Here is a 20,294-nt window from a genome sequence, read left to right as displayed (position 1 = left end):
GGCAGCTCAGGCCCGCCGGCTGCCGTCGCGCCAGATGACCGTCACCGGGCGGCCGAGGCCGCGGGCGTAGCGCACGATGTCGCCGGTGCCGCCGAGGCCTCGGGCCGGCAGACCGTCCCACACGGCGACCAGCCGGTCGCAGTGGTCGGCGATGTAGGCGCCGGCCGCGTAGTACGCCTCGTCCGTGGCGTAAGGGAAGCCGAGCGCGACCTCCTGGCTGGCCCGGCGCTTGAGGCCCCGGTATCGGGCCAGTTCGGCGCCGTCCGCGAATCCCGCCTCGTAGTCACCGCTCGGGATCACCGCGGTGAGGGCGGCGCCGCAGTCGAGGGCGATGGCGGCGAAGAGCTGGTCGGCGCCGACGGCGAGGCTGGACAGCGCTTCGAGGGAGCCCTCGTGGCCGCACAGCAGCGCGCGCAGCCGGTCGCGGATCTCCTCGAAGGCGTCGGGCGGGATGTCGCGATGGCCGGTCACTCCGATGCGCTTCACTGCGTCTCACCCCGTGTGTCCGGCGCGGGCCGTCCTCGGCCCGTAAATCCGTCCTGCCCTGACACACCCGCGCAAAACCACCCGAGCCGAGCCCCCGCCCGGACACGCACGGACGGCGGCCCGGCCGCGGTCGGCGCGAGCATTGTGACGCTATGTCAGGTGCTTCAGGTGCTTCAGGTGCGCCGGGTACGTCGGGTACGTCGGGTACGTCAGAACAGGGTCACGCCGTAGGCGTTCATGGCCTCGACCACCGGCTGGAAGAACGTCGTTCCGCCCGATGAGCAGTTGCCGCTGCCGCCCGAGGTCAGCCCGAGCGCGGTGGAGCCGGCGTAGAGGGGGCCGCCGGAGTCGCCGGGCTCGGCGCACACGGTGGTCTTGATCAGGCCGGAGACGATGTCGCCGTTGCCGTAGTTGACCGTCTGGTTGAGCGCGGTGACCTTGCCGCTGTGGACGCCGGTGGTCGAGCCGCGCCGGGTGACCGTCTGGCCGACGGAGGGGTTGGCGGCGCTGGTGATGGGCTGGCTGCCCACGGCGCTCGGGTGCGCGAGCGAGGTGTTGGTGTACTGCACGAGACCGTAGTCGTTGCCGGGGAAGCTGGTGCCCACGGTCGGGCCGATGCTCGTGGAGTGGGAGGAGTTGGTGTAGTAGTCCGGGTAGCCCTGCGTGCAGTGGCCGGCCGTCAGGAAGTAGTAGGTGGAGCCCTTCTTGACGTTGAAGCCGAGGGAGCAGCGCCAGCTGGTGGTGTAGATGGCGTCGCCGCCGGAGAGCAGCTTGGTGAGTTTGCCGGGGGTCCGCTCGACGCTTATCGCGCCGGCGTTGGCCCCGGCCTCGTGTCTGATCTTCGCCAGGTCCGCGGCCGTGACGGTCGAGTCGGCGGTGAGACGGACCTTTCCGCTCGCGCTGTCCACGCTCCAGGCGGTTCCGGCGACGTCCGCGCCACGGACGGCGTCGCTCGCGGCGGTCAGGGCGGCGGCGTCGAAGGTGCGGGCGGGGGTGGCGCTCGCCTGGGGAACGGCGATGGCCACGGCGGCGAGCAGCCCGGACGCGACGGCGGCGATCTTGAGGCGTCTGGCGGGGCGGGCGGGGGATGCGGGGGTGGTGCGCTTGATCCTCACTCTTTTCCTCCCGAGGGGAATCGTGGGGCCCATGGAAGTGGGGGGACCCCGTGAGGCGCAGCCAAGGATGACGGCAGCACAGCAGGGCGCCGGCCGTGCTCCTGACGAGCGCTGCGGAGGAGTATTCGGGGGCCCGGCCGGGGCGCGCAAGAGCGCCTTTTGGCCGGATCCCGAGGGCAGGCGCACGCCGGGATCAGCCGGCGCCGCCGGTGCGTCGGCCACCGGTGGCCCGCGAACGAGGCGCGTGCGCAGGCCCGTTCACGTCGTACGCCCACCCTGAGCAACGAGCCGCGTGCGCACGGCCGTTCACACCGTCCACGCACCCTGAGCAACAAGCCGCGTGCGCGCGCCCGTTCACGCCGTCCGCGCACCCTCGGCGGGGACGATGCCGAAGTGGCGGCGGGCGGTGGTCAGTGCCAGGTCCTGCACGGCGAACGCGGTGAGGTAGTACGCCTGGGAGGGCGTCCTGGGCGCCACGGTCAGGGTGAAGTGCGCCTCACGGTCCTCCTCCGCAGTGGCGCGGACCTTCTGCGGGCCGGGGCTCACCCGGCAGTTGGCGCGCAGATAACCGGGTACGAAGAGCCCGACCCGCACGGGTCCTCGACGGCTGCCGCGCACCTGGACCCGGACGCGCAGGGTGCCGCCCTGGGCGACCTCGTCATCGGCGTGGACCCACAGGGCGGGCGAGTCCGGCAGCCGGAAGGAGACGTCGCCGCACCGGGGGCAGATGACGCACTCGGTGTCCAGCGCCGTGGGCACCAGGGCGCGCTTGGTGTAGAGCTGCGCCGGGCGGCCGCACTGGCACACCACTTCCCGCGCGGAGGCGGCGTCGGCGACGCTGCGGTCACCGAAGTGGGCTGCGAAGTCGGCGAGTTCGTTCTCCGGGTCCTCGCCGAGTTCCTTGGCGATGGTGTGGTCGAGCGACTGGAGGTCGTCGAGCAGGTCGCGCCGGGCGTCCTCGGCGTCCCGCACGGCCAGGGAGCGCCGCGTGACCTGCTGCTCGACCTTGGCCGCGAGCTTGGCCAGGCGGGGGCGCAGCCGGTTGTTCGCCGGGAGCAGCCCGCCGGCGAGGTAGGCGGTGAGGCGCGCGGAGGCGGTGAGGAGCAGGGGGTCGGGCGCCGCCGCCGGCCGGGCGGGGGCCGCGCCGTCGGCGGGGGCCATCCCGAAGTGGAGGAAGGCGGGGAAGGGCTGGGCGGTGGCGATGGTCTCGTTGAGCACGGCGGCGGAGGGAGCCCCGGCCAGGGCCGCGTCCATCCAGGCGTCGTTCTCGGGGCGGTCGGAGTCGTGGACGGTGATGGCCGCGACGACGTCCTTGGCGGTGCCGTCGATGGCGTTGAGCATGAGCTGGTACTTGGGGTCGTAGATGGCCGCGTCGGCGAACGGGGCGTTGTTGCACGAGCTCAGGACCACCTCGGCGGCGCGCACCTCGCGCAGCTGGATCAGTTTGTCCATGGGCTTGTAGCAGGTGGGCCCGTAGGCGCAGGAGGGGCCGAGCAGGCCCTTGGCCCGGGGCGCGGATTCGTTGAGGCCGCAGACGGTGAAGTCGGCGAGGTTGATGGAGTCGTCCTTGCCGTGGCCCTGGAAGAGGACGCGCCGCCAGACCGTGCCCAGGATCTCGGCCTTGACGTCCTCGCTCTCCACGCCGCGTTCGTCGCGCACATGGATGCCGGCCGGGGCGGCGGGCCGGTCGGTGGAGGTGAACAGGCCTAGCTCGGTGACGTCCGGCGCCACCTGGGCGTACTGCTTGGCCGTGAACCAGGCGAGCGAGGCGGCGTCGCGTCCGGTCAGGAACGTGACCGGTATGCCGGGGTGGCGCTGGGCGGCGAGCAGCGTGCGCCATAGCGGGGAGAGGGTGAAGTGCTCGTACGTACCGGCCACGAGCAGGGAGCGCTCGCCGTGGTCACGCGCGAACAGTTCCTCGGTCAGCTCCGCCTCCTTCAGCCACGCCGTGGCGAGCGGGGCGATCAGCTCGGCGAGGCCGGGCGGCAGGCCGTCCGCGCCCAGGAGTACGCCGCGCGCGTGCGGGGCGGGGCGGCGCACCTGCGTGTACAGGGGCGCCGAGCGCCGCACCGAGGCCGCCAGGTCCTCGCGCCCGCCGGTCCAGACCGGCACGGGCCCCGGACGGGCGGCGCCGAGGAAGCCGTCGACGGCGGCGGCGTACGCGCCGGGGTCCTCAAGGACGCGAAACACCGCGGGCGCCTGGGTCACCTGCTCGTCGGCGGGGGCGTGGGGCGCGGACTGCATGGTGGGTAACTCCTTCACAGGGGGCTACGGCTCCGAGTCCCAGGCAAGGGTCTCGGCGAGGGTGCGCCAGATCTCGGACGCGAGGTGGATGTTGGAGGCGTCCTCCGCCTGCCGGGCGAGGTCTTCGACGTTGCGTACGCCGGTGTCGCGGTCGCCCTCCAGGATCAGGATCTGGTTGGACAGCACCTCAAGGCGTACGCGGTCGCGGAAGGTGAGCTGCGGCAGGGCGTCCTTGAGCTGGTCGTACAGGGCGCGGGCCTGCGCGAGGTCCCTCTGGTGGAAGGCCAGGTGGGTCTTGATGACCAGCATTTCCTGCCGGTGCAGCGGGCTGCCCACCAGGTCGAGGGCCCGTTCGGCCTCTTCGAGGCAGGTGCGGGCCTCGGCCACGCGGCGCGGCGTCATTTGCAGATACAGCGAGCACGCGGCCAGCCGCAGCCGCAGCCACAGGATGAGTCCGTCCTGGCTGGGCAGTTCGGCCAGGGCGCGCTCCAGCAGCTCGGACGCGCCGGTGTAGTCGTTCTGGCGGATGCGTACGTTGGCGACCGCCCACAGCACCTCGGCGCGCAGGACGGTGCTCAACTCCTCGATGGGCCCGAGGAGTTGTTCGGCGTGGGCGCGCGCCTCGGCCATCATGCCGGACTCGGACTCCACCGAGATGAGCGCCAGTTGGGCGCGGACGGTGTCGGACACCGGGAGCACCTGGTCGGCGACGGTGGAGACCGCCGCCTGCGCGACGGCGCGGGACTCCGCGATCTCGCCGACCGCGCGCAGGCACCGGGCGAGCAGCGTGCGGGCGCGCACCTGGAAGGTGGGCACCGCCATGCGGTCGCTGAGTTCGGTGAGCTGGCGCGCGGTGGCGAGCTCCTGCTGGCGGGTGCCGAGCTTGGCGTGGAGCTGCGCGAGTTTCCACAGCGAGAGCCAGCGCAGGCTCAGGTCCTCCCCGCTCTCGGCGTGGACGACCTCCTCAAGCAGCCTGACGGCGTCGTCGCTGTCGTCCGATGAGCTGGCCGACGCCAGCGCCCGGCCCAGCGGGGACATCTGCGTCGTCTCGAACGCCGAGAGCGGGACGTCAAGGCGCTCGGTGAGGTGGGTGAGCACCTTCGCGGTCGGGCGCCGCGTCCCGGACTCCAGACGTGACAGGTACGCCGTGGACATGCCGCCCTCGGCGACCTGGGCCTGCGACAGGCCGCGGTCTTGCCGGAGTGCCTTCAACAGCCGTCCGAACGAAGGTTGTTCGAGCACTTCCGCCATCCCATGCTCCACGATCCAGAAGACCAGAAGGTCAGGGCGGTTCCGGTAGGGCATCGCCCGGGCCGACCCCATGCCGTGCTTGCCACCGAGTGGGCAACCGAAGCATGGTGCCACGCTCGTCAACACATTGCCAATTACTGTCGTGCGGCCTGCCGCCATGGGTCGGCCCGGCGATGCGCCCGGCCTTCCGCCCACCGGAAACCCTTGCTCGCGTCCGGTGGGCGCGCGGAGCGGACTACGGCCAGTCGATCACGCCGCCCGCGACCGCCGGCGCGACGGGAGCGGCCGCCACGCGGGCGGCGTCCACCCGGGCGGGCCAGTCGATACCGGGCTTGACCGGGCTCGTCGCCCGGCTGGGCGCCTGTGCGAGCGCGCCCGCGCTGGACGCCCCGAGGCCGAGGGTGAGAGGCAGGGCCGACAGGACGGCCACTACGGCGACGCGACGCATGTTCTTCAAGGTGTCCCCCCAGGGAGTTCTCGTTGGTCGCGCCTCACCGGACGGGCCGGCCGCGACGGGGCGGCGGCGGTGTCCGGCGAGGCTGTGCTGCCCACAAGCTAGATCACTTGCCAAAAATTGACAACCATCAATTTGTCGTTGACAGATTTGTCCAGACCCCCTTAGCGTCCTGGTCGAACGAGGCCCGCGGCGAGTGGCGTGCAGCCCCCGCGGGAGATGGCGACACACGATGCGGAGTCCCATGAGCTCGCCCACACATGTGCTTACTTATCGCCTGTCGGACCTTGAGATCTGTCAGATCGACAGCCTGCTCACCGCACTGGTGCAAGGGGATCACGATCCGGCGGCGCCCGACTTCCACGACCGTCTATGGCGCCACGTCGCCGAACTGCCCATCGGACTGCGGGAGTTCCTGGCCGAGTTCCGCACCCGGGAGACCGCCGCCGCCTGCAAGGTCACGGGCCTGCCCGTGGACGACGAGAGAGTGGGACCGACCCCGCTGCACTGGACCGAGGCGGCCAAGAGCGAGGCCGCCCGGCGCGAGGAGTTCTACCTCTCCCTCCTGTCGGGCTGCCTCGGCGAGGTCTTCGGCTGGCCCACGCTCCAGGAGGGGCGGCTCATCCAGAACGTCCTGCCCATGCCGGGCGAGGAGACCCAGCAGAGCGGCCACAGCAGCGACGTACTGCTCGCCTGGCACACCGAGGACGGCTTCCACCCCTACCGCTGCGACTACCTCGGCCTGTTCGGCGTACGCAACCACGACCGCGTGCCCACCACACTGGCCTCGGTGCGGGACATCGACCTCGACGAGGGCGCCCGCGACATCCTGCACCAGCAGCGGTTCACGATCCTGCCCGACGACGAGCACCTGCGGCAGCTGCGGCGTACGGCCCCCGACTCGCCGGCCCTGCTGCGCCTTCAGCGGATGCGGGACGAACCCCAGCCGGTCGCCGTCCTGTTCGGCGCCGAGGACGACCCCTATCTGCGGATCGACCCCTACTTCATGCCCCAGCTCAGCGGCGACGACGAGGCCGCGCGGGCGCTGCGCCTGCTCACCGCCGAACTGGACCGGGTCCAGAGCGACGTGGTGGTCGAGGCGGGCTCCTTGCTCTTCGTCGACAACTACCGCGCGGTGCACGGCCGCAAGGCCTTCGCCTCCCGCTACGACGGAACCGACCGCTGGCTGAAGAAGACCGTGTCCACCCGGGACCTGCGCAAGTCGCGCGACATGCGCGGGGAGGCCGCCGCGCGCCAACTGACATGAACGGCCAAGCACTTCGCCCACCCAGAGACCAGGCCACAGGTACAGGTGATGACACGGTGACAGCCCCTGCCTACACCCCTCGCTCCACGACCGGGACGCTGCCGCACGGCGTGCCCCGCACCCGCCACGCCACCGAGAGCGACCGGGAGTTTCTGCGGACCCTGTTCGCCGACACGCTCAGCCCGTTCTACAACGGCGACCACATCGCCCACGCGGACCGCGTCCTGGACGCGCATCTGGCGGCGGGGCGCGACAAGTTCGGCCACTTCTCCCTCTCCCAGCGCACCTTCGTGCTGTGCGCGGGCGAGGGACAGGACGCGACGCGCCTGGGCGTGCTGCATCTGGTGGTCAAGCGCCAGGGCACGGTGAAGATCAGCCCGCTCATCCTCGTACCGGAACAGCGCAGCCGCTCCGGGCTCGGCACGGCCCTGCTCGGGGTCGCGGAGGACTTCGCCCGCGAGGCCGGTGCCCGGCAGCTGTACTGCACGGTGGCCGCCGCCAACACCGCCGCGCTCGGCTTCTTCCTGGGCCACGGCTTCGTCCTGGCCGGCGGGGCGCCCGGCCAGTACAAGCCCGGCGTCACCGAGTACATGCTGTACAAGGACGTCCCCACCGTCCCCACCGCTCCCGGGCGCGAGGCCGCCGCCGACGGGGAGGGCGACGCGGGGGAAAACCTCCGGGTCCGGCTGTTCCGGCCCGAGGACGCGCAAGGGCTGCGCGATCTGATCCTGCGCACCATGCCCGAGGCGTACCGGGGCGTGGACGGGGACTGGGTGGACGCCCTGGTGGCCGGCCACAACCGGCGCCACGCGGCCGACGTCAACAACAAGTTCAAAATCATCTACGTGGCGGTGGACGAGGCGGGCACGGTGCGCGGTGTCGCCGCGGCCGGGCCGAAGAAGGGCGAGCCGGTCAAGCTGATGCCGCTGTGCGCGGACAGCCCCGCGCTCCTTGGCCGGCTCCTGGACCAACTGCCCCGGCTCTTCGCGGGACTGGGCCGCAAGCTCTACTCGCACCTGCCGCCCGATCCCGCCATCACCGCGCGGATGCAGAGCAGCGGATGGTCCCTCGAAGGCCTGCTGCCCGCCGCCTACCACCCCGACACCTGCACCGTTCAGTGGGGCCTCTTCCTGCCCTCGGCGCAGTCCCGATCCGGAGAAGCACATGACTGATCTCGAAGAGTACGCGGCGGACCTGCGGGCGTTCGTCGCCGCGCGCGGCTGGGACGCGTTCCAGAACCCGAAGAACCTCGCGATGGCACTGGGCGGCGAGACCGGGGAGCTTTTGGCGATGCTCCAGTGGCTCACCCCCGAGGAGGCGCTGCGCAAGCCGGCCGAGGACGCCGCCTTCCGCCGTGAGCTCGGCTTCGAGCTCGCCGACATCCTCAACTACCTGCTGCGGGTGGCGGATTCGGTGGACATCGACCTGCTGGCCGCGGCCCGCGACAAGCTCGCCGTCAACGAGCAGCGCTACCCGGTGGAACTGGCCCGTGGCAACGCCCTCAAGTACAACCAGCTCGCCGCGGACCAGGAGGCGGTATGACACCCGACACCGCACAGGAGCGCGCCCGGGGCGGCGCGGCCGCCACGCCCGGGCTCCGGGTCTTCCTCGCCGCCCCGTTCGTCCAGTTCATCGAGGCGGACAACGGTGTGGTGAGCCCGCTGTGGCGCGCCCGCCTCTCGTCGCTGCGCGACGCGCTCCTCGACGCCGGGCACGCCGTCTTCAACGCCCACCACAACGAGGGCTGGGGCGAGTGGGGGCTGCCCCCGCAGGAGTGCGTGCCCTCCGACTTCCGGGCCCTGCAATGCGCCGACCTGGTGCTCGCCTACCCCGGCACGCCGGCCTCCAGCGGGGTCGCGCTCGAACTGGGCTGGGCATCGGCGATGCGCAAGCCCGTCGCCCTCCTGCTCGACCCCGGCACCGCCTACAGCCCGATGATCTCGGCGCTCGGCGAGGTCTCCCCCGTTCTGCCGCTCGACTTCGACGGCAGCTGGAGCGAGCCGTCCGTGCGGGCGGCGGTCGCCGCGGCGCTCGGCTGGGCCGGCGCGCTCGGCGCCCGCCCCGGGCCGTGGGGCGCCGCCGACCTCGACACCGCGCTCGCCTACCACCGCCGCCCCCAGGAGGCAGCCGCATCATGACGACCACCCCAGACACGGCACCCGCCGCCCACGGCGCGCCGCCCGCGAGCACCACGCCGACCGTGGCGCTGTGCGGGGTCGAATTCGGATGGGGCAGCGCGGGAAAGCTCGGCGCGGTCGTCGGCGCCCTGCGCGACCGCCTCGGTGACGACGTCCGCTTCGTGGGCGTCGGCTCACGGCTCGGCCGCGACGTGGTCCGGGGCTACGGCGTCACCGAGTGGCACGACGTGGACCTGGCCGATCCCCGCGCGCTGCGGGCCCTGGTCGAGGAGCAGTCCATCGATGTCGCCCTGTGCGTCCTGGACCGCGCGGCGGCGACCGGCTTCCAGGAGGCCGGGGCCCCGGTCGTCTTCGTCGACAGCCTCCCCTTCCTGTGGACCGAGGAGGACGTGGCCGGCCTCCCGCTGCGGGCCGCCGTCTACTGCGCCCAGCTCTGCCCCGGCCTTCCGGGTCCCGCCTGGCCGGTGATGGCCCGGGTGGAGAACCTGCGCTGGGTGGAGTCGGTGGTGGTGCCCGCGCAGGCCCGGCCCGAGCGGGACGTACGGGAGCCGGGCACGCGCCGCGCCGTGGTGAGCCTGGGCGGACTCCTTTCGCCGTTGCTCGACGACCCCCTGGACTATCTCCTGCTGGTGGTGCCCGCCGCCCTGCGCGCGCTGGCCGCGTGGGGGGTGGCCGAGGTCACCCTGTGCGGCAATCTGTCCGCCCCGCTGCGCGACCGGCTCCAGGAGGTCATGCCCGACGGCCTCACGGTGCGCAGCGGCGCGCTCGGACACCAGGGCTTCCTCGAAGCGGTCGCCGACGCGGACGTCCTGCTGGCCTCCCCCGGCCTGACCACGCTCCTGGAGGCCGGCACGCGCGGCGTCCCCGTGGTGTGCCTGCCGCCGCAGAACATCAGCCAGATCCTCAACGCCACGTTCTACGCCCAGGCGACGAGCGCGCCGGTCGTGGCCTGGCCCGACACCGTCTTCCGGGCCCAGGACGTGCTGGATGCCCGCCTCGACGGCGGCGGGCGGGGCGAGGGCGACGACGGTGAGCCGGGCGGCTCGCCCGGCGAGGACGCGGCGCTCGCGCTCATCTACGGCGGGATCGCGCGCGCGGCCGCGGAGCCAGGTCCGGTGCGCGCCGCCCTCGCCGCGCGCATCGGCGCATGCCTTGCCGCCGTCGAGGCGAACGCGGGCCTGTGGACCGGACTCGCCCGCCTGGTCGGCACCGGCGGCGCGGGCCAGGTCGCCGACGCCGTCCTCGCCACCGCCCGTACCGGCACCGCGCCCCACTCCTCCTGAAAGGCTGGTCCCCCATGCAGAACCGCCACCGGTATCTGTTCATCCGCGTCCTCGAGGCGTGCAACGCCGACTGCTTCATGTGCGAGTTCGCGCTCTCCCGCGACAGCTACCGCTTCAGCGTCGAGGACTTCGCCGAACTGCTCCCCGACGCCGTGGACAAGGGCGTGGGCTACGTCCGGTTCACCGGCGGCGAGCCGTTGATGCACCGTGACGTGGTGGAGCTCGTGCGCCTGGGCACCGAGCACGGCATGCGCATGTCGCTCATCACTAACGGCATGTTCCTGCCCCGCTTCGTGGACCGGCTGGCCGACGCGGGCCTCGCCCAGGTGATCGTCAGCCTCGACGGCTCGTCGGCGGCCACCCACGACGTCTACCGCCGCTCCCCCGGCATGTTCGACAACGGCGTCGAGGGGCTGCGCCGCGCCAAGGAGCTCGGCATCATCCCCCGCGTCAACTCGGTGGTGGGCCCGCACAACTTCGACCAGATGCCGGACCTCCAGAACCTGCTGAGCGACATCGGCGTACAGCAGTGGGAGCTCTCGGCGATCAAGCTGGACCGCGAGATCCGCTACCCCTCGGCTGAGCAGGTCGTCCAGGCCTGCGAGCCGATCTACACGGCCGACCCCGCCGTCAAGGTGGTCCCGCTCGGCAAGCGCTTCTACGGCGACACCGCCCAGGAGCGGCACGACTTCTTCGAGAACTCGCTGCCGCCGCGCGCCTCCGAGCCGTTGTGCCTGGTCACCGATGACGTGATCTATCTGGACGGCAAGAACGGCCGTGCCTTCTCGTGCAGTTGCCTCCCGCACAAGGAGGGCGACGAGGGGCCCGGCGGCGCTCCGCTGCGCGACGACGACGGCAAGGTGATGCTCGACAGCCCCGTCTTCCGTAGCCACGTCGAACTGTTCAAGCAGCAGGGGCCGTCCATGTGCGGCGGGTGTTCGGCCACCGCCGCCGGATACAGCGACGACCTGGCCCGGATGGGTTCCGTGCCCGCCTGGAGTTACTGACCCGCCGGCCCTTCCCTTCCCACGGTCCCGGAGCACCCATGTCCTCTCCCACCCTTTCACCGCGACCCGCGCCGCCCCGGCTGCGGGTGGTGGCCGCCTCCCGCGACGACCTGGAGTCGCGCGCCACCTTGCGTTACATCGCCGCCCATCTCACCGAGGTCGAACTCGTCGGTGAGCAGCCGGGCGGCCCCGCCCCCGATGCCGCCGTGGTGTGCGACGACACCGCGCTCGCCGAGCGCCTGAGCGCGTCCGGCGTGCCGGTGGTGTTCGTCGACGCCGGCGGCGCGGCGGCCGCCGACGGCTGGCCGAGCGCGCTCGTCCGCTGTCAGCACCGGCCCGGCTGGCTGCCGAGCCTGCGCGTGAGGGGGGTGCACGGCGTGGGGACCATCGCCCCGCCCCGGTCCGCCCGGGCCCGTGCGGCGCGCGGCGCGGTCATCCAACTGTCCACGCCCGCCGGGCTGTCCGAGAGGACGCCGGACTTCGCGCGCTCCCACGCGGTCCTGCGGGCCGCCGTCGACGCCGTACGCGGTGCGGGCCTGCCGGTGCTCGCCCTCGTCCTGGACGCGCCACGGGCGGTGCGGGACGCGCTGGTGGACGCCGGGGGCATCGACGCCGGGCCCGGCGCTCCCGAGGTCGCGGTGCACAGCGGCGCCGACGCCGCCACCGAGCACCTGCTCGCGCAGGCCTCCGTCCTGCTCTCCTCGCCCCTGCTGAGCGCCGTCAACCAGGCGCACGCCACGCGCGTACCGCTGCTTCTGCTCCCCGCGCTCGACACCACCCAGGCACGGCGCCTCGACATGATCACCGAGGCCGTGGGGGCCGGCGTGCTCGCCCCGGACCGGCCCCAAGAAGCGGTGGAGGCCGCCGTCCAGGGCGGCGATGCGCTGTGGGAGCGCGTCACGGCGGCCCTGAACGAGGCCGGTGACGACCGGCGCGGCGCGCAGCGCGTGGCCCGTCAGGTCCGTCAGCTGCTGCTCGCCCCGTTCTGACCCGGCGCGCCGCCGCCCGCGCCGACCCGCTCCGCTTTTCCGTCCGTTGAGAGAGGAACCCGTTCCCGTGCTGCGTCCCCTTCCCTATGGCGCCAACTACCTGGGCTGGCAGGAAACCCCCGAGCTGCGCCAGGCCCTCGACAACAAGGTCCTCTTCCGTTACAGCGCGCCCGCCCCCAGCAACGCCGACCTCCTTGAGGCCCACGCAGCCGAACGGCTGGGCGCGGCACGGGCGTTGGCTGTGCCCAACGGCACCCAGGCCCTCAGGGTGGCCCTCATGGGCACCCGCCCCCGCATCGGCGAGCCCGTGTACATACCGGCCGTCACGTTCGTCGCGGTGGCCGGGGCGGTCCTGTCCTGCGGTCTCATCCCGGTCCCGGTGGACGTCGACGAGCGCTTCGGCCTGGACGCCTCGCTGCTGCCCGAGGGCGCGGAGCGGGTGATCGTGGCGCACATGGAGGGCCTGGTCGCCGACCTCCCCGAGCACGTCCCGTACGTCATCGAGGACACCGCCCAGGCCATGGGCGGCCGGCACGAGGACGGCCGGTGCGCGGGCAGCGTCGGCTACGCGGGCACCTTCAGCTTCCACCACGCCAAAATCCTCACCTCCGGCGAGGGCGGCCTCGTGGTGGTCCGCGACCCCGCCGACTGGGATGTCCTTCGCTCCTACACCGACCACGGCTCGGCGCGCGAGCAGGGCAAGTACCCGGCGTTCGAGCCGGGCGCGTTCTACGGCGAGAACCTGTGCGCCAACGAGGCGGTCACCGCCGTCCAGCTCCAGCAGTTCCGCCTGCTCGACGAGATCCTGGAGAGCCTGGAGCGCCACTACGCGCTCACCCTGGAGACGGTCGCGGCCCGCCCCGGCATCGAGGTCTCCCCCAAGCGCGCCGGAGACGTCAAGACCAGCGTGCGTCTGCTGCTCGACTCCCGCGAACTGCGCGACCGGGCCCTTGACCGGCTCACCGAACAGGGGCTGCCGTGCTGGAGCCTGGACAAGTACCTGCTTCCCGACCACCCCGTCGTCGCGGGACGCGCCTCCCTGTACGCCGACGGCTTCCCGTGGAACCTGGCGGACGGCGACGACCGCTTCCGGGCCCTGAGCCGCGACGGCTTCACCGCCACCCGCGAACGGCTCGGCCGTACGCTCTGCATCCCCCTGGCTCCCGAACTCGACGTGGAGAACCAGACGTTGATGGCCAAGCAGGTCGCCTCGGTGCTCGCCGCACTGTGACCCGCCGCTGACCGCCGTCCACCCGACGCCCCGCGACAGCCGCACGCACCGGAGAAGTTGATGCCCCCCGAGAACAAATTCGCCACCCTGTTGAAGAACGGGGCCATCCGCGGGCCCCTGCTGTGGAGCGTCGTCGGCCGCTTCCCGCTCTACCTGGTCACGCTCGCGCTGGTGGTCCTGACCACCTCGCGCGGCACCGGCTACGGATCCGCGGGCCTGCTGCTCGCCGCGTACACGCTGGGCGGCGCCGCCTTGGCGCCCGTCGTCGCCCGGCGGGTGGACGTGCACGGCCAGCCGCCGCTGCTCCTCATCACCGGGATCGTCCATCCGCTGGCCCTGATCTGCCTGGTGCGCGCGTCGCCCGACGCCGAGGCGCTTCAGCTGGGGTGCGCGGTCGTGGCGGGCGCCACCATCCCGCCGGTCAGCGGGTGCATCCGGTCACTGTGGACCGCGCTGCCCAGCGGCCGCGAGGCCGGGTTCTCCCTGGAAGCGGTCCTCAGCGAGGTGTTCGTCATCGGCGGCCCGCTGCTGTTGAGCGCCGTGCTGTTCTGGGGCAGCCCCGGCACCGCCCTGATCGTCGGGGGGCTGCTGGCCGGCGTCGGCGCGATCGGCCTCGCCACCACCCGGGCCTCGCGCACCTGGCGCGCCGAGCCGACCGAGCGCGATCTGCTGGGCGCCCTGCGCTCGCCGGGTCTGGTGTGGCTGCTCGCCGTCCTGGCCTGCTGCGCCGTCTCCATGGGCGTGTTCAACCTCGTCCTGCCGGCCTTCGCGGCGGAGCACGGCTCGGCCGACAGCGTGGGGCTGATCTTCGGCGCCTGGGGGGTCGGCGGAGTGATCGGCGGAGTCTGGTACGGCAGCAGGAAGCAACACGGCCCCGCCGAGCGGACGTTCACGGTCGGACTCGCGGCCCTGACCGTCGCCACCGGACTGCCTCTGCTGGCGTGGGACAACTGGTCGATGGGCGCCGCGCTGGCCGTGGGCGGTCTAGCCATCGCCCCGGTCACGGCGGTGGAGTACGAACTGGTGGCCCGCACCGCGCCCACGGGCACGGTCACCGAGGCCTTCACCTGGGTCATCACCGTCAATGTGATCGGCAGCGCCGTGGGCGCCTCGCTCGGCGGCCTGCTCATCAGCGGTTACGGGACGTGGGCGGCCTTCGTCGCGGCGATCGCGGCGCTCCTGGCGGGCACGGGGGTCGCCTGCGCGGTACGCCATCGGTTCGTGCGGGCGGGCGGCGCGGACGACGAGGCCGCTGCCGGGGTCCCCGAGACGCCCGCGCCGGCCGCGACCGCCCCCGTCACCGGGGCGAGCGCCCTGCCCCAGGACTAGGGGGTGTCTGGTGGACCAGGGCCGGGGGCCGGGCCCCGCACGCCCCGAACCGCCTTGGTCCCCACGACGTGCTCCCATCGCGAGACCCCAGACCGGAAGGCCGGGCGGGGCCGGGCAGTCCTTGACCCGAGCCGTCCCGCACCGTCCGGCCCTCCTCCCCGCCCGCGCTCGGCCCGCCCGCGCCGGCCCCGCGTTCCCACCCCGGCCCCTCGTTCCCGTACCGGCGCCCCTCGCCTGTTCCAGCGAAGGAATTCCCATGGCAGAACCCCGTCCCTCCCTCCTCCTGGCCGACGGCCGCCCGGGCAGTTTCACGGACTACGTGATCGGCCGGACGGACATCGACGTGACCCTGCTCCGCTTCGAGCGCTGGGCGTCGTACCTGCCGCTCGACTACCGCGAGCGCACGCGCCACCTGCCCGCCTTCACCGTCGCCGACGGCGTACCGCTGGAGCAGGAGGCGGCCCGCTACCGGGAGTGGGCCGCGCGCCAGGCATCGCCGCCGCGCCACTTCTGCAACCCGCAGGAACCGTTGCAGGAGATCTCCCAGGCCTTCGCCGGTCTGGCCGGTCTGCCGCACCTGGACGAGGAACAGGTCGCCTGGGTGCGGCACAAGCCCCGGATGAAGGACCGCTTCGCCGAACTGGGCATCCCCTGCGCCGCGTACCGGATGGTGCGCACCCTCGACGACATCTCGGCGCACGCCGCCCAGTGGGGCTGGCCGGTCGTCCTCAAGCCGACCGACTCCTTCTCCAGCATCGACACCTTCAAGCTCGAAGGACCGCGGGACTTCGACCGGCTCCCCGCCCTCGACGGCCGCGCGTGGATGGTGGAGGAGTTCCTGACCGGCAAGGAGTACCAGCTGTGCGCCCTGGTGGCGCGGGGCAAGGTGCTCGACGCCTGGCCCTCGTGGACGCCCGCGGCGCTCCTGGAGACCGTGGACGGCGCGATGAACGCCAACGTCACCATCGCCGACCCGGCCCAACTGCCCGTCGACGTCAAGGAGATCACCCAGCGTCTGGTCGACGGGATGCGACTGGACCACGGCTATCTGCACATGGAGTTCTTCCTCGACGAGGACGGCTCCTTCTGGATGAGTGAGATCGGCGCGCGCCTGGCCGGCTGCGAGATCCCCACCAACCACGGGCTGTCGTACGGCTTCGACGTCTTCGGCGCCATCCTCGACAGCTACCTCGGGCGCGTCCCGGACCTGCGCTACTCCCGCCGTCGCGCCGTGGGCGACCTGCTGCTTCCGCTGCCCGCCGGGCACATCCGCAGCGTCACGCCGCTCGAGGAACTGCTGCGTCTGCCCGGTGTGCTGGGCGGGCGGGTGTCCGTCGCGCCGGGCACGTTCACCGATCCGCAGCGCGCCTCGCACGCCGCGTCGGGATATGTGCACGTGGAGGGCGCGGACGTGGCCGAAACCGCCGCCCGGATGGAGAACGTGCTGGAGCATTTCCGGGTCGAGGTCGGCGCGGCGACGCCCTGACCCGCACGCCGGGCGCCCGCTCCGCCCACCCCACTCGTACCGAAAAAACGCTTTGTGCCGTCGCGCGCGGCAGGTAAGGATTCTGGACCATGGGACACCTGGAAGCTTCGCACCTGGAGTACTACCTGCCGGACGGGCGGGTGCTGCTCGGTGATGTGTCGTTCCGGGTGGGCGACGGCGCCGTGGTGGCGCTCGTGGGGGCCAACGGAGCGGGCAAGACCACGCTTTTGCGGCTGATCTCGGGCGAGCTGCAACCGCACGGCGGCTCGGTGACATCGAGCGGCGGCGTCGGTGTCATGCCGCAGTTCGTCGGTTCGGTGCGCGACGAGCGTACGGTGCGTGACCTGCTGGTCTCCGTGGCCCAGCCGAGGATCAGGGCGGCGGCCGCCGAGGTGGACGCGGCGGAGCACCTGATCATGACGGTGGACGACGAGGCCGCGCAGATGAAGTACGCGCAGGCGCTCAGCGACTGGGCCGAGGCGCGGGGCTACGAGGCCGAGACGGTGTGGGACATGTGCACCATGGCCGCGCTCGGGACGCCGTACGACAAGGCGCAGTTCCGCGAGGTGCGCACGCTCAGCGGTGGTGAGCAGAAGCGGCTCGTGCTCGAAGCGCTGCTGCGCGGGCCCGACGAGGTGCTGCTCCTGGACGAGCCGGACAACTACCTGGACGTACCCGGCAAGCGCTGGCTGGAGGAGCGGCTGCGGGAGACCCGTAAGACGGTCCTGTTCGTCTCGCACGACCGGGAACTGCTCGCCAGGGGCGCCGAGAAGATCGTGGCCGTGGAGCCGAGCCCGGCCGGGTCCGACGTGTGGGTGCACGGCGGCGGTTTCGGGACATTCCACGAGGCGCGCCAGGAGCGGTTCGCGCGCTTCGAGGAGCTGCGCCGCAGGTGGGACGAGAAGCACGCCCAGCTCAAGCGGCTCGTGCAGGACATGCAGCAGTACGCGGCGCGCAGCGACGAGATGGCGTCGCGCTATCAGGCCGCCAAGACCCGGCTTCGCAAGTTCGAGGAGATCGGCCCGCCGCCCGAGCCGCCCCGCAAGCAGGAGATCCGGATGCGCCTGCACGGCGGCCGGACCGGGGTGCGCGCGGTGACGTGCGAGAACCTTGAGCTGACCGGGCTCATGAAGCCGTTCTCGCTGGAGGTCTTCTACGGCGAGCGCGTCGCGGTCCTCGGCTCCAACGGCTCGGGCAAGTCGCACTTCCTGCGGCTGCTCGCGGGCGAGGACGTGGCGCACACCGGCACCTTCAAGCTCGGCGCGCGCGTGGTGCCGGGACACTTCGCGCAGACCCACGCCCACCCGGAGCTGATGGGCCGCACCTTGGTGGACACGCTGTGGTCCGAGCACGCCCGCGACCGGGGCGGCGCCATGTCGATCCTGCGCCGCTACGAGCTGGAGCGCCAGGGCGACCAGCCCTTCGACCGGCTCTCCGGCGGCCAGCAGGCCCGCTTCCAGATCCTGCTCCTCGAACTGGCCGGCACCACGGCCCTGCTCCTGGACGAGCCCACCGACAACCTGGACCTGGAGTCGGCGGAGGCGCTTCAGGAGGGTCTTGAGGCGTACGAGGGGACGGTGCTGGCCGTCACGCACGACCGCTGGTTCGCGCGCTCCTTCGACCGGTATCTGGTCTTCGGCTCGGACGGCGTGGTGCGCGAGACGCCGGAGCCGGTGTGGGACGAGCGCCGGGTCGTCCGGGCCCGCTGAGGCAACCCGGCCGCGCGGCCGGGGAGTCGGTCAGCAGTTGACGCAGCCCGGCACCCGACGCGGCGTCAGTTTCCAGGTGCTCCACGGCGTCCAGGCTCGGCCTGAGTCTCCGTCAGGACCGGGATGATCAGGCCGTCGTAGGGGTCACGACCCGGGCCGGCCGTCCGTGGTCGGCGCGAAGTGCGAGGCAGAGCCCGCACAGATGGGCCATCCCCCCGGGTGGCGGCGAGCGCTGTTGCCGTCGCCTCGTTCTTCAGTGCGGCACGCATCGTATCGAGTGCACCGTTCACCCGTACGACCCGTCCGTCACCCATGCGGAGGTGGATTCTTCATTTTGTTACACCGGACTTCCCGTACCGGCCTTATCCCAGAAGTTTCCTGACGAATCGCCACATCCTGTGTGCCAGTACCGTCACGAATCACCTGCGCGGCGACTATCCACTTGGCGCGAGATCCGCATCATGGACGACCATAGGGATAGGGAAGAGAAGAAGACACAAGAAGAAGACCGCTGCGAGAGGAGGCGTCCATGGGATCGGTGCGCAAGGCGAGTGCCTGGCTGGGACTTGTCGAGGACAACGACGACCGCTACTACGACGACGAGTACACCGAAGGTGCCGCCGAGTCCGGCGAGGCCTGGGTGACGGACCCGCGGGTACGGGTGGCCTCCGAAGCGGCCGAGGAGCGCGACCGCCGCATCGCCACCATCACGCCGGACGGCTTCCGTGACGCCCGGGGCATCGGGGAGCTGTTCCGCGAGGGCGTGCCGGTGATCGTGAACCTGACGGGCATGGACGCCGGGGACGCCAAGCGCGTCGTCGACTTCGCCGCCGGGCTCACCTTCGGACTGCGCGGCTCCATCGAGCGCGTGGCGACGAGAGTCTTCCTGCTCACCCCCGCCGACACCGAGATCGTCAACGGCGAGGCCGCCGGCCGGCAGACCGGCGGATTCTTCAACCAGAGCTGACGCGGGGACGCCTCCCGGCCGGGGGGCCGGGCCACGGCGCGCGTGCCGTGGGCCGCGGCGTCCCCCGAAAGCCGGCCCGGCGCGCGGGCGCCGGGCGGCGCGGTCACCGGAAGGCGTCAAGTCCGGTGAGCGCCTTACCCAGAACGAGTTGGTGCATTTCCACGGTGCCCTCGTAGGTGAGCACCGATTCGAGGTTGGTGGCGTGCCGCATCACCGGGTATTCGAGCGAGATCCCGTTGGCGCCGAGGATCGTGCGTGAGGTGCGGCAGATCTCGATCGCCTCCCGCACGTTGTTGAGCTTGCCGAAGCTGACCTGCTCCGGCCGGAGCCTGCCCGCGTCCATGCGGCGGCCCAGGTGGTGGGCGAGCAGGATGCCCTTGTGCAGTTCGAGCGCCATGTCGGCGAGTTTGGCCTGGGTGAGCTGGAAGCCGCCGATGGGCCGGCCGAACTGCTCGCGGGTCCTCGCGTAGCCGAGCGCCGCCTCGAAGGAGGAGCGCGCCGCCCCCATCGCGCCCCACACGATGCCGTACCGCGCGTGCGAGAGACAGCTGAGCGGTCCTTTGAGTCCGGTGACGCCGGGCAGCACCGCGTCGGCGGGCAGCCGTACGTCGTCCATGACCAGCTCACTGGTGACGCTGGCGCGCAGCGACCACTTGTGCTTGATCTCGGGGGCCGAGAACCCGGGTGCGTCGGTGGGCACGGCGAAGCCGCGGATGCCCTCCTCGGTCCGGGCCCACACGACGGCGACCCCGGCCACCGATCCGTTGGTGATCCACATCTTGCGGCCGTTGAGCACCCAGTCGTCGCCGTCCTTCTTGGCGTACGTGCGCATGCCGGCCGGGTCGGAGCCGTGGTCGGGCTCGGTCAGGCCGAAGCAGCCGATGGTCTCGCCGGCCGCCATGCCCGGCAGCCAGCGCTGCTTCTGCTCCTCGGAACCGAAGCGCCAGATCGCGTACATGGCGAGCGAGCCCTGCACGGAGACCAGGGAGCGGATGCCGGAGTCGGCGGCCTCCAGCTCCAGGCAGGCGAGGCCGTACTGCACGGCGGTGGCGCCCGCGCAGCCGTAACCGGTCAGGGACATGCCGAGTGCGCCGATCGAGCCCAGCTCACGGGCCAGTTCGCGGATGCCGGGCAGCTCGCCGTTCTCGTACCACTGGGCGATGTGCGGCAGGACCCGGTCGGCGGCCCAGGTGCGCACGGTGTCGCGGATCGCGAGGTCGTCGGCGTCCAGCAGGTCGTCGACGCCGAGCGGATCGGCCGGGTCGAAGGGGGGCAGCTTGGAGGAAGGAGCGGACATGAGGGCGCCTCCGCGGGCTCTCGCTCAACTAAAACTAGCAG

The 20,294-nt window shown here is 72.3% G+C and carries 18 protein-coding genes and 1 pseudogene; 12 read left to right on the top strand and 7 right to left on the bottom strand.

All coding sequences use genetic code 11. The features are described from left to right. Positions 1–6: 6 nt before the first annotated feature. From ACFYM2_RS32065 to ACFYM2_RS32045, 5 genes are all read right to left on the bottom strand, one after another. Positions 7–486, bottom strand: a complete 480-nt coding sequence (locus ACFYM2_RS32065; protein WP_359001349.1) for a hypothetical protein — start codon at positions 484–486, stop codon at positions 7–9. A 209-nt stretch (positions 487–695) separates the two neighbouring features. After that, entirely contained in the window at positions 696–1,601 is a 906-nt protein-coding gene (locus tag ACFYM2_RS32060) for a S1 family peptidase (RefSeq protein ID WP_359001352.1), read from the bottom strand. Between the two features lie 354 nt (positions 1,602–1,955). Next, positions 1,956–3,845: a hypothetical protein gene (locus tag ACFYM2_RS32055; RefSeq protein ID WP_388841051.1), complete on the bottom strand. Its 1,890-nt coding sequence runs from the start codon at positions 3,843–3,845 to the stop codon at positions 1,956–1,958. Between the two features lie 24 nt (positions 3,846–3,869). Continuing rightward, entirely contained in the window at positions 3,870–5,096 is a 1,227-nt protein-coding gene (locus ACFYM2_RS32050; RefSeq protein ID WP_359001356.1) for a helix-turn-helix domain-containing protein, read from the bottom strand. A 235-nt stretch (positions 5,097–5,331) separates the two neighbouring features. Continuing rightward, positions 5,332–5,544, bottom strand: a complete 213-nt coding sequence (locus ACFYM2_RS32045; protein ID WP_359001358.1) for a hypothetical protein — start codon at positions 5,542–5,544, stop codon at positions 5,332–5,334. A gap of 250 nt (positions 5,545–5,794) precedes the next feature. Between ACFYM2_RS32045 and gntD the strand changes: the two genes are divergently transcribed. The 11 genes from gntD to ACFYM2_RS31990 all read left to right on the top strand — a co-directional run bounded on the left by gntD (position 5,795) and on the right by ACFYM2_RS31990 (position 17,989). Continuing rightward, the gene (gntD, locus tag ACFYM2_RS32040) at positions 5,795–6,817 is read left to right on the top strand and encodes a guanitoxin biosynthesis L-enduracididine beta-hydroxylase GntD (RefSeq protein ID WP_359001361.1); all 1,023 of its coding nucleotides are present in this window, start codon (positions 5,795–5,797) and stop codon (positions 6,815–6,817) included. 56 nt (positions 6,818–6,873) lie between these two features. After that, the gene (locus ACFYM2_RS32035) at positions 6,874–7,989 is read left to right on the top strand and encodes a GNAT family N-acetyltransferase (RefSeq protein WP_388841048.1); all 1,116 of its coding nucleotides are present in this window, start codon (positions 6,874–6,876) and stop codon (positions 7,987–7,989) included. Beyond that, positions 7,982–8,359 carry a nucleotide pyrophosphohydrolase gene (locus ACFYM2_RS32030; RefSeq protein WP_388458856.1) on the top strand — a complete coding sequence of 126 codons (378 nt, stop codon included), beginning with the start codon at positions 7,982–7,984 and terminating at the stop codon, positions 8,357–8,359. The genes ACFYM2_RS32035 and ACFYM2_RS32030 overlap by 8 nt, the downstream gene beginning before the upstream one ends. After that, a complete protein-coding gene (locus tag ACFYM2_RS32025) occupies positions 8,356–8,955 on the top strand; it encodes a hypothetical protein (RefSeq protein WP_388458854.1) in 600 nt (199 codons plus the stop codon). Before ACFYM2_RS32030 ends, ACFYM2_RS32025 begins: the two co-directional genes overlap by 4 nt. After that, positions 8,952–10,238 carry a hydroxymethylcytosylglucuronate/cytosylglucuronate synthase gene (locus tag ACFYM2_RS32020; protein ID WP_388841045.1) on the top strand — a complete coding sequence of 429 codons (1,287 nt, stop codon included), beginning with the start codon at positions 8,952–8,954 and terminating at the stop codon, positions 10,236–10,238. Before ACFYM2_RS32025 ends, ACFYM2_RS32020 begins: the two co-directional genes overlap by 4 nt. A gap of 14 nt (positions 10,239–10,252) precedes the next feature. Beyond that, positions 10,253–11,245, top strand: coding sequence for a cytosylglucuronate decarboxylase (gene blsE, locus ACFYM2_RS32015; RefSeq protein WP_388841042.1), 993 nt, complete (start codon positions 10,253–10,255; stop codon positions 11,243–11,245). Positions 11,246–11,283: 38 nt separating this feature from the next. Next, the gene (gene blsF, locus ACFYM2_RS32010) at positions 11,284–12,234 is read left to right on the top strand and encodes a CGA synthase-related protein (RefSeq protein WP_388841039.1); all 951 of its coding nucleotides are present in this window, start codon (positions 11,284–11,286) and stop codon (positions 12,232–12,234) included. 67 nt (positions 12,235–12,301) lie between these two features. Next, positions 12,302–13,465, top strand: a complete 1,164-nt coding sequence (locus ACFYM2_RS32005) for a DegT/DnrJ/EryC1/StrS family aminotransferase (RefSeq protein WP_388841036.1) — start codon at positions 12,302–12,304, stop codon at positions 13,463–13,465. Between the two features lie 60 nt (positions 13,466–13,525). Further along, entirely contained in the window at positions 13,526–14,794 is a 1,269-nt protein-coding gene (locus ACFYM2_RS32000) for an MFS transporter (protein WP_388841033.1), read from the top strand. Between the two features lie 256 nt (positions 14,795–15,050). Beyond that, complete coding sequence (locus tag ACFYM2_RS31995; RefSeq protein WP_359001386.1) at positions 15,051–16,280, top strand: ATP-grasp domain-containing protein; 1,230 nt, start codon at positions 15,051–15,053, stop codon at positions 16,278–16,280. A gap of 89 nt (positions 16,281–16,369) precedes the next feature. After that, positions 16,370–17,989: an ATP-binding cassette domain-containing protein gene (locus ACFYM2_RS31990; protein WP_359001389.1), complete on the top strand. Its 1,620-nt coding sequence runs from the start codon at positions 16,370–16,372 to the stop codon at positions 17,987–17,989. Between the two features lie 77 nt (positions 17,990–18,066). Here the strand turns inward: ACFYM2_RS31990 and ACFYM2_RS31985 are convergent. Next, positions 18,067–18,200: pseudogene (locus ACFYM2_RS31985) on the bottom strand (regulator); the annotation flags it as partial. Between the two features lie 318 nt (positions 18,201–18,518). Between ACFYM2_RS31985 and ACFYM2_RS31980 the strand changes: the two are divergent. After that, positions 18,519–18,956, top strand: a complete 438-nt coding sequence (locus ACFYM2_RS31980) for a cell division protein SepF (protein ID WP_359001392.1) — start codon at positions 18,519–18,521, stop codon at positions 18,954–18,956. A gap of 103 nt (positions 18,957–19,059) precedes the next feature. Here ACFYM2_RS31980 and ACFYM2_RS31975 read toward each other — a convergent pair whose 3' ends face one another. Continuing rightward, positions 19,060–20,253 (bottom strand): acyl-CoA dehydrogenase family protein, encoded by a 1,194-nt coding sequence (locus ACFYM2_RS31975; protein ID WP_359001395.1) that lies wholly within the window; start codon positions 20,251–20,253, stop codon positions 19,060–19,062. Positions 20,254–20,294 lie beyond the last annotated feature (41 nt).

This window comes from Streptomyces sp. NPDC006711 (assembly GCF_042869775.1).
Lineage (GTDB): Bacteria > Actinomycetota > Actinomycetes > Streptomycetales > Streptomycetaceae > Streptomyces.
The sequence above is the reverse complement of the archived record's forward strand: the minus strand, read 5'-3'. Positions and strand labels throughout refer to the sequence as shown.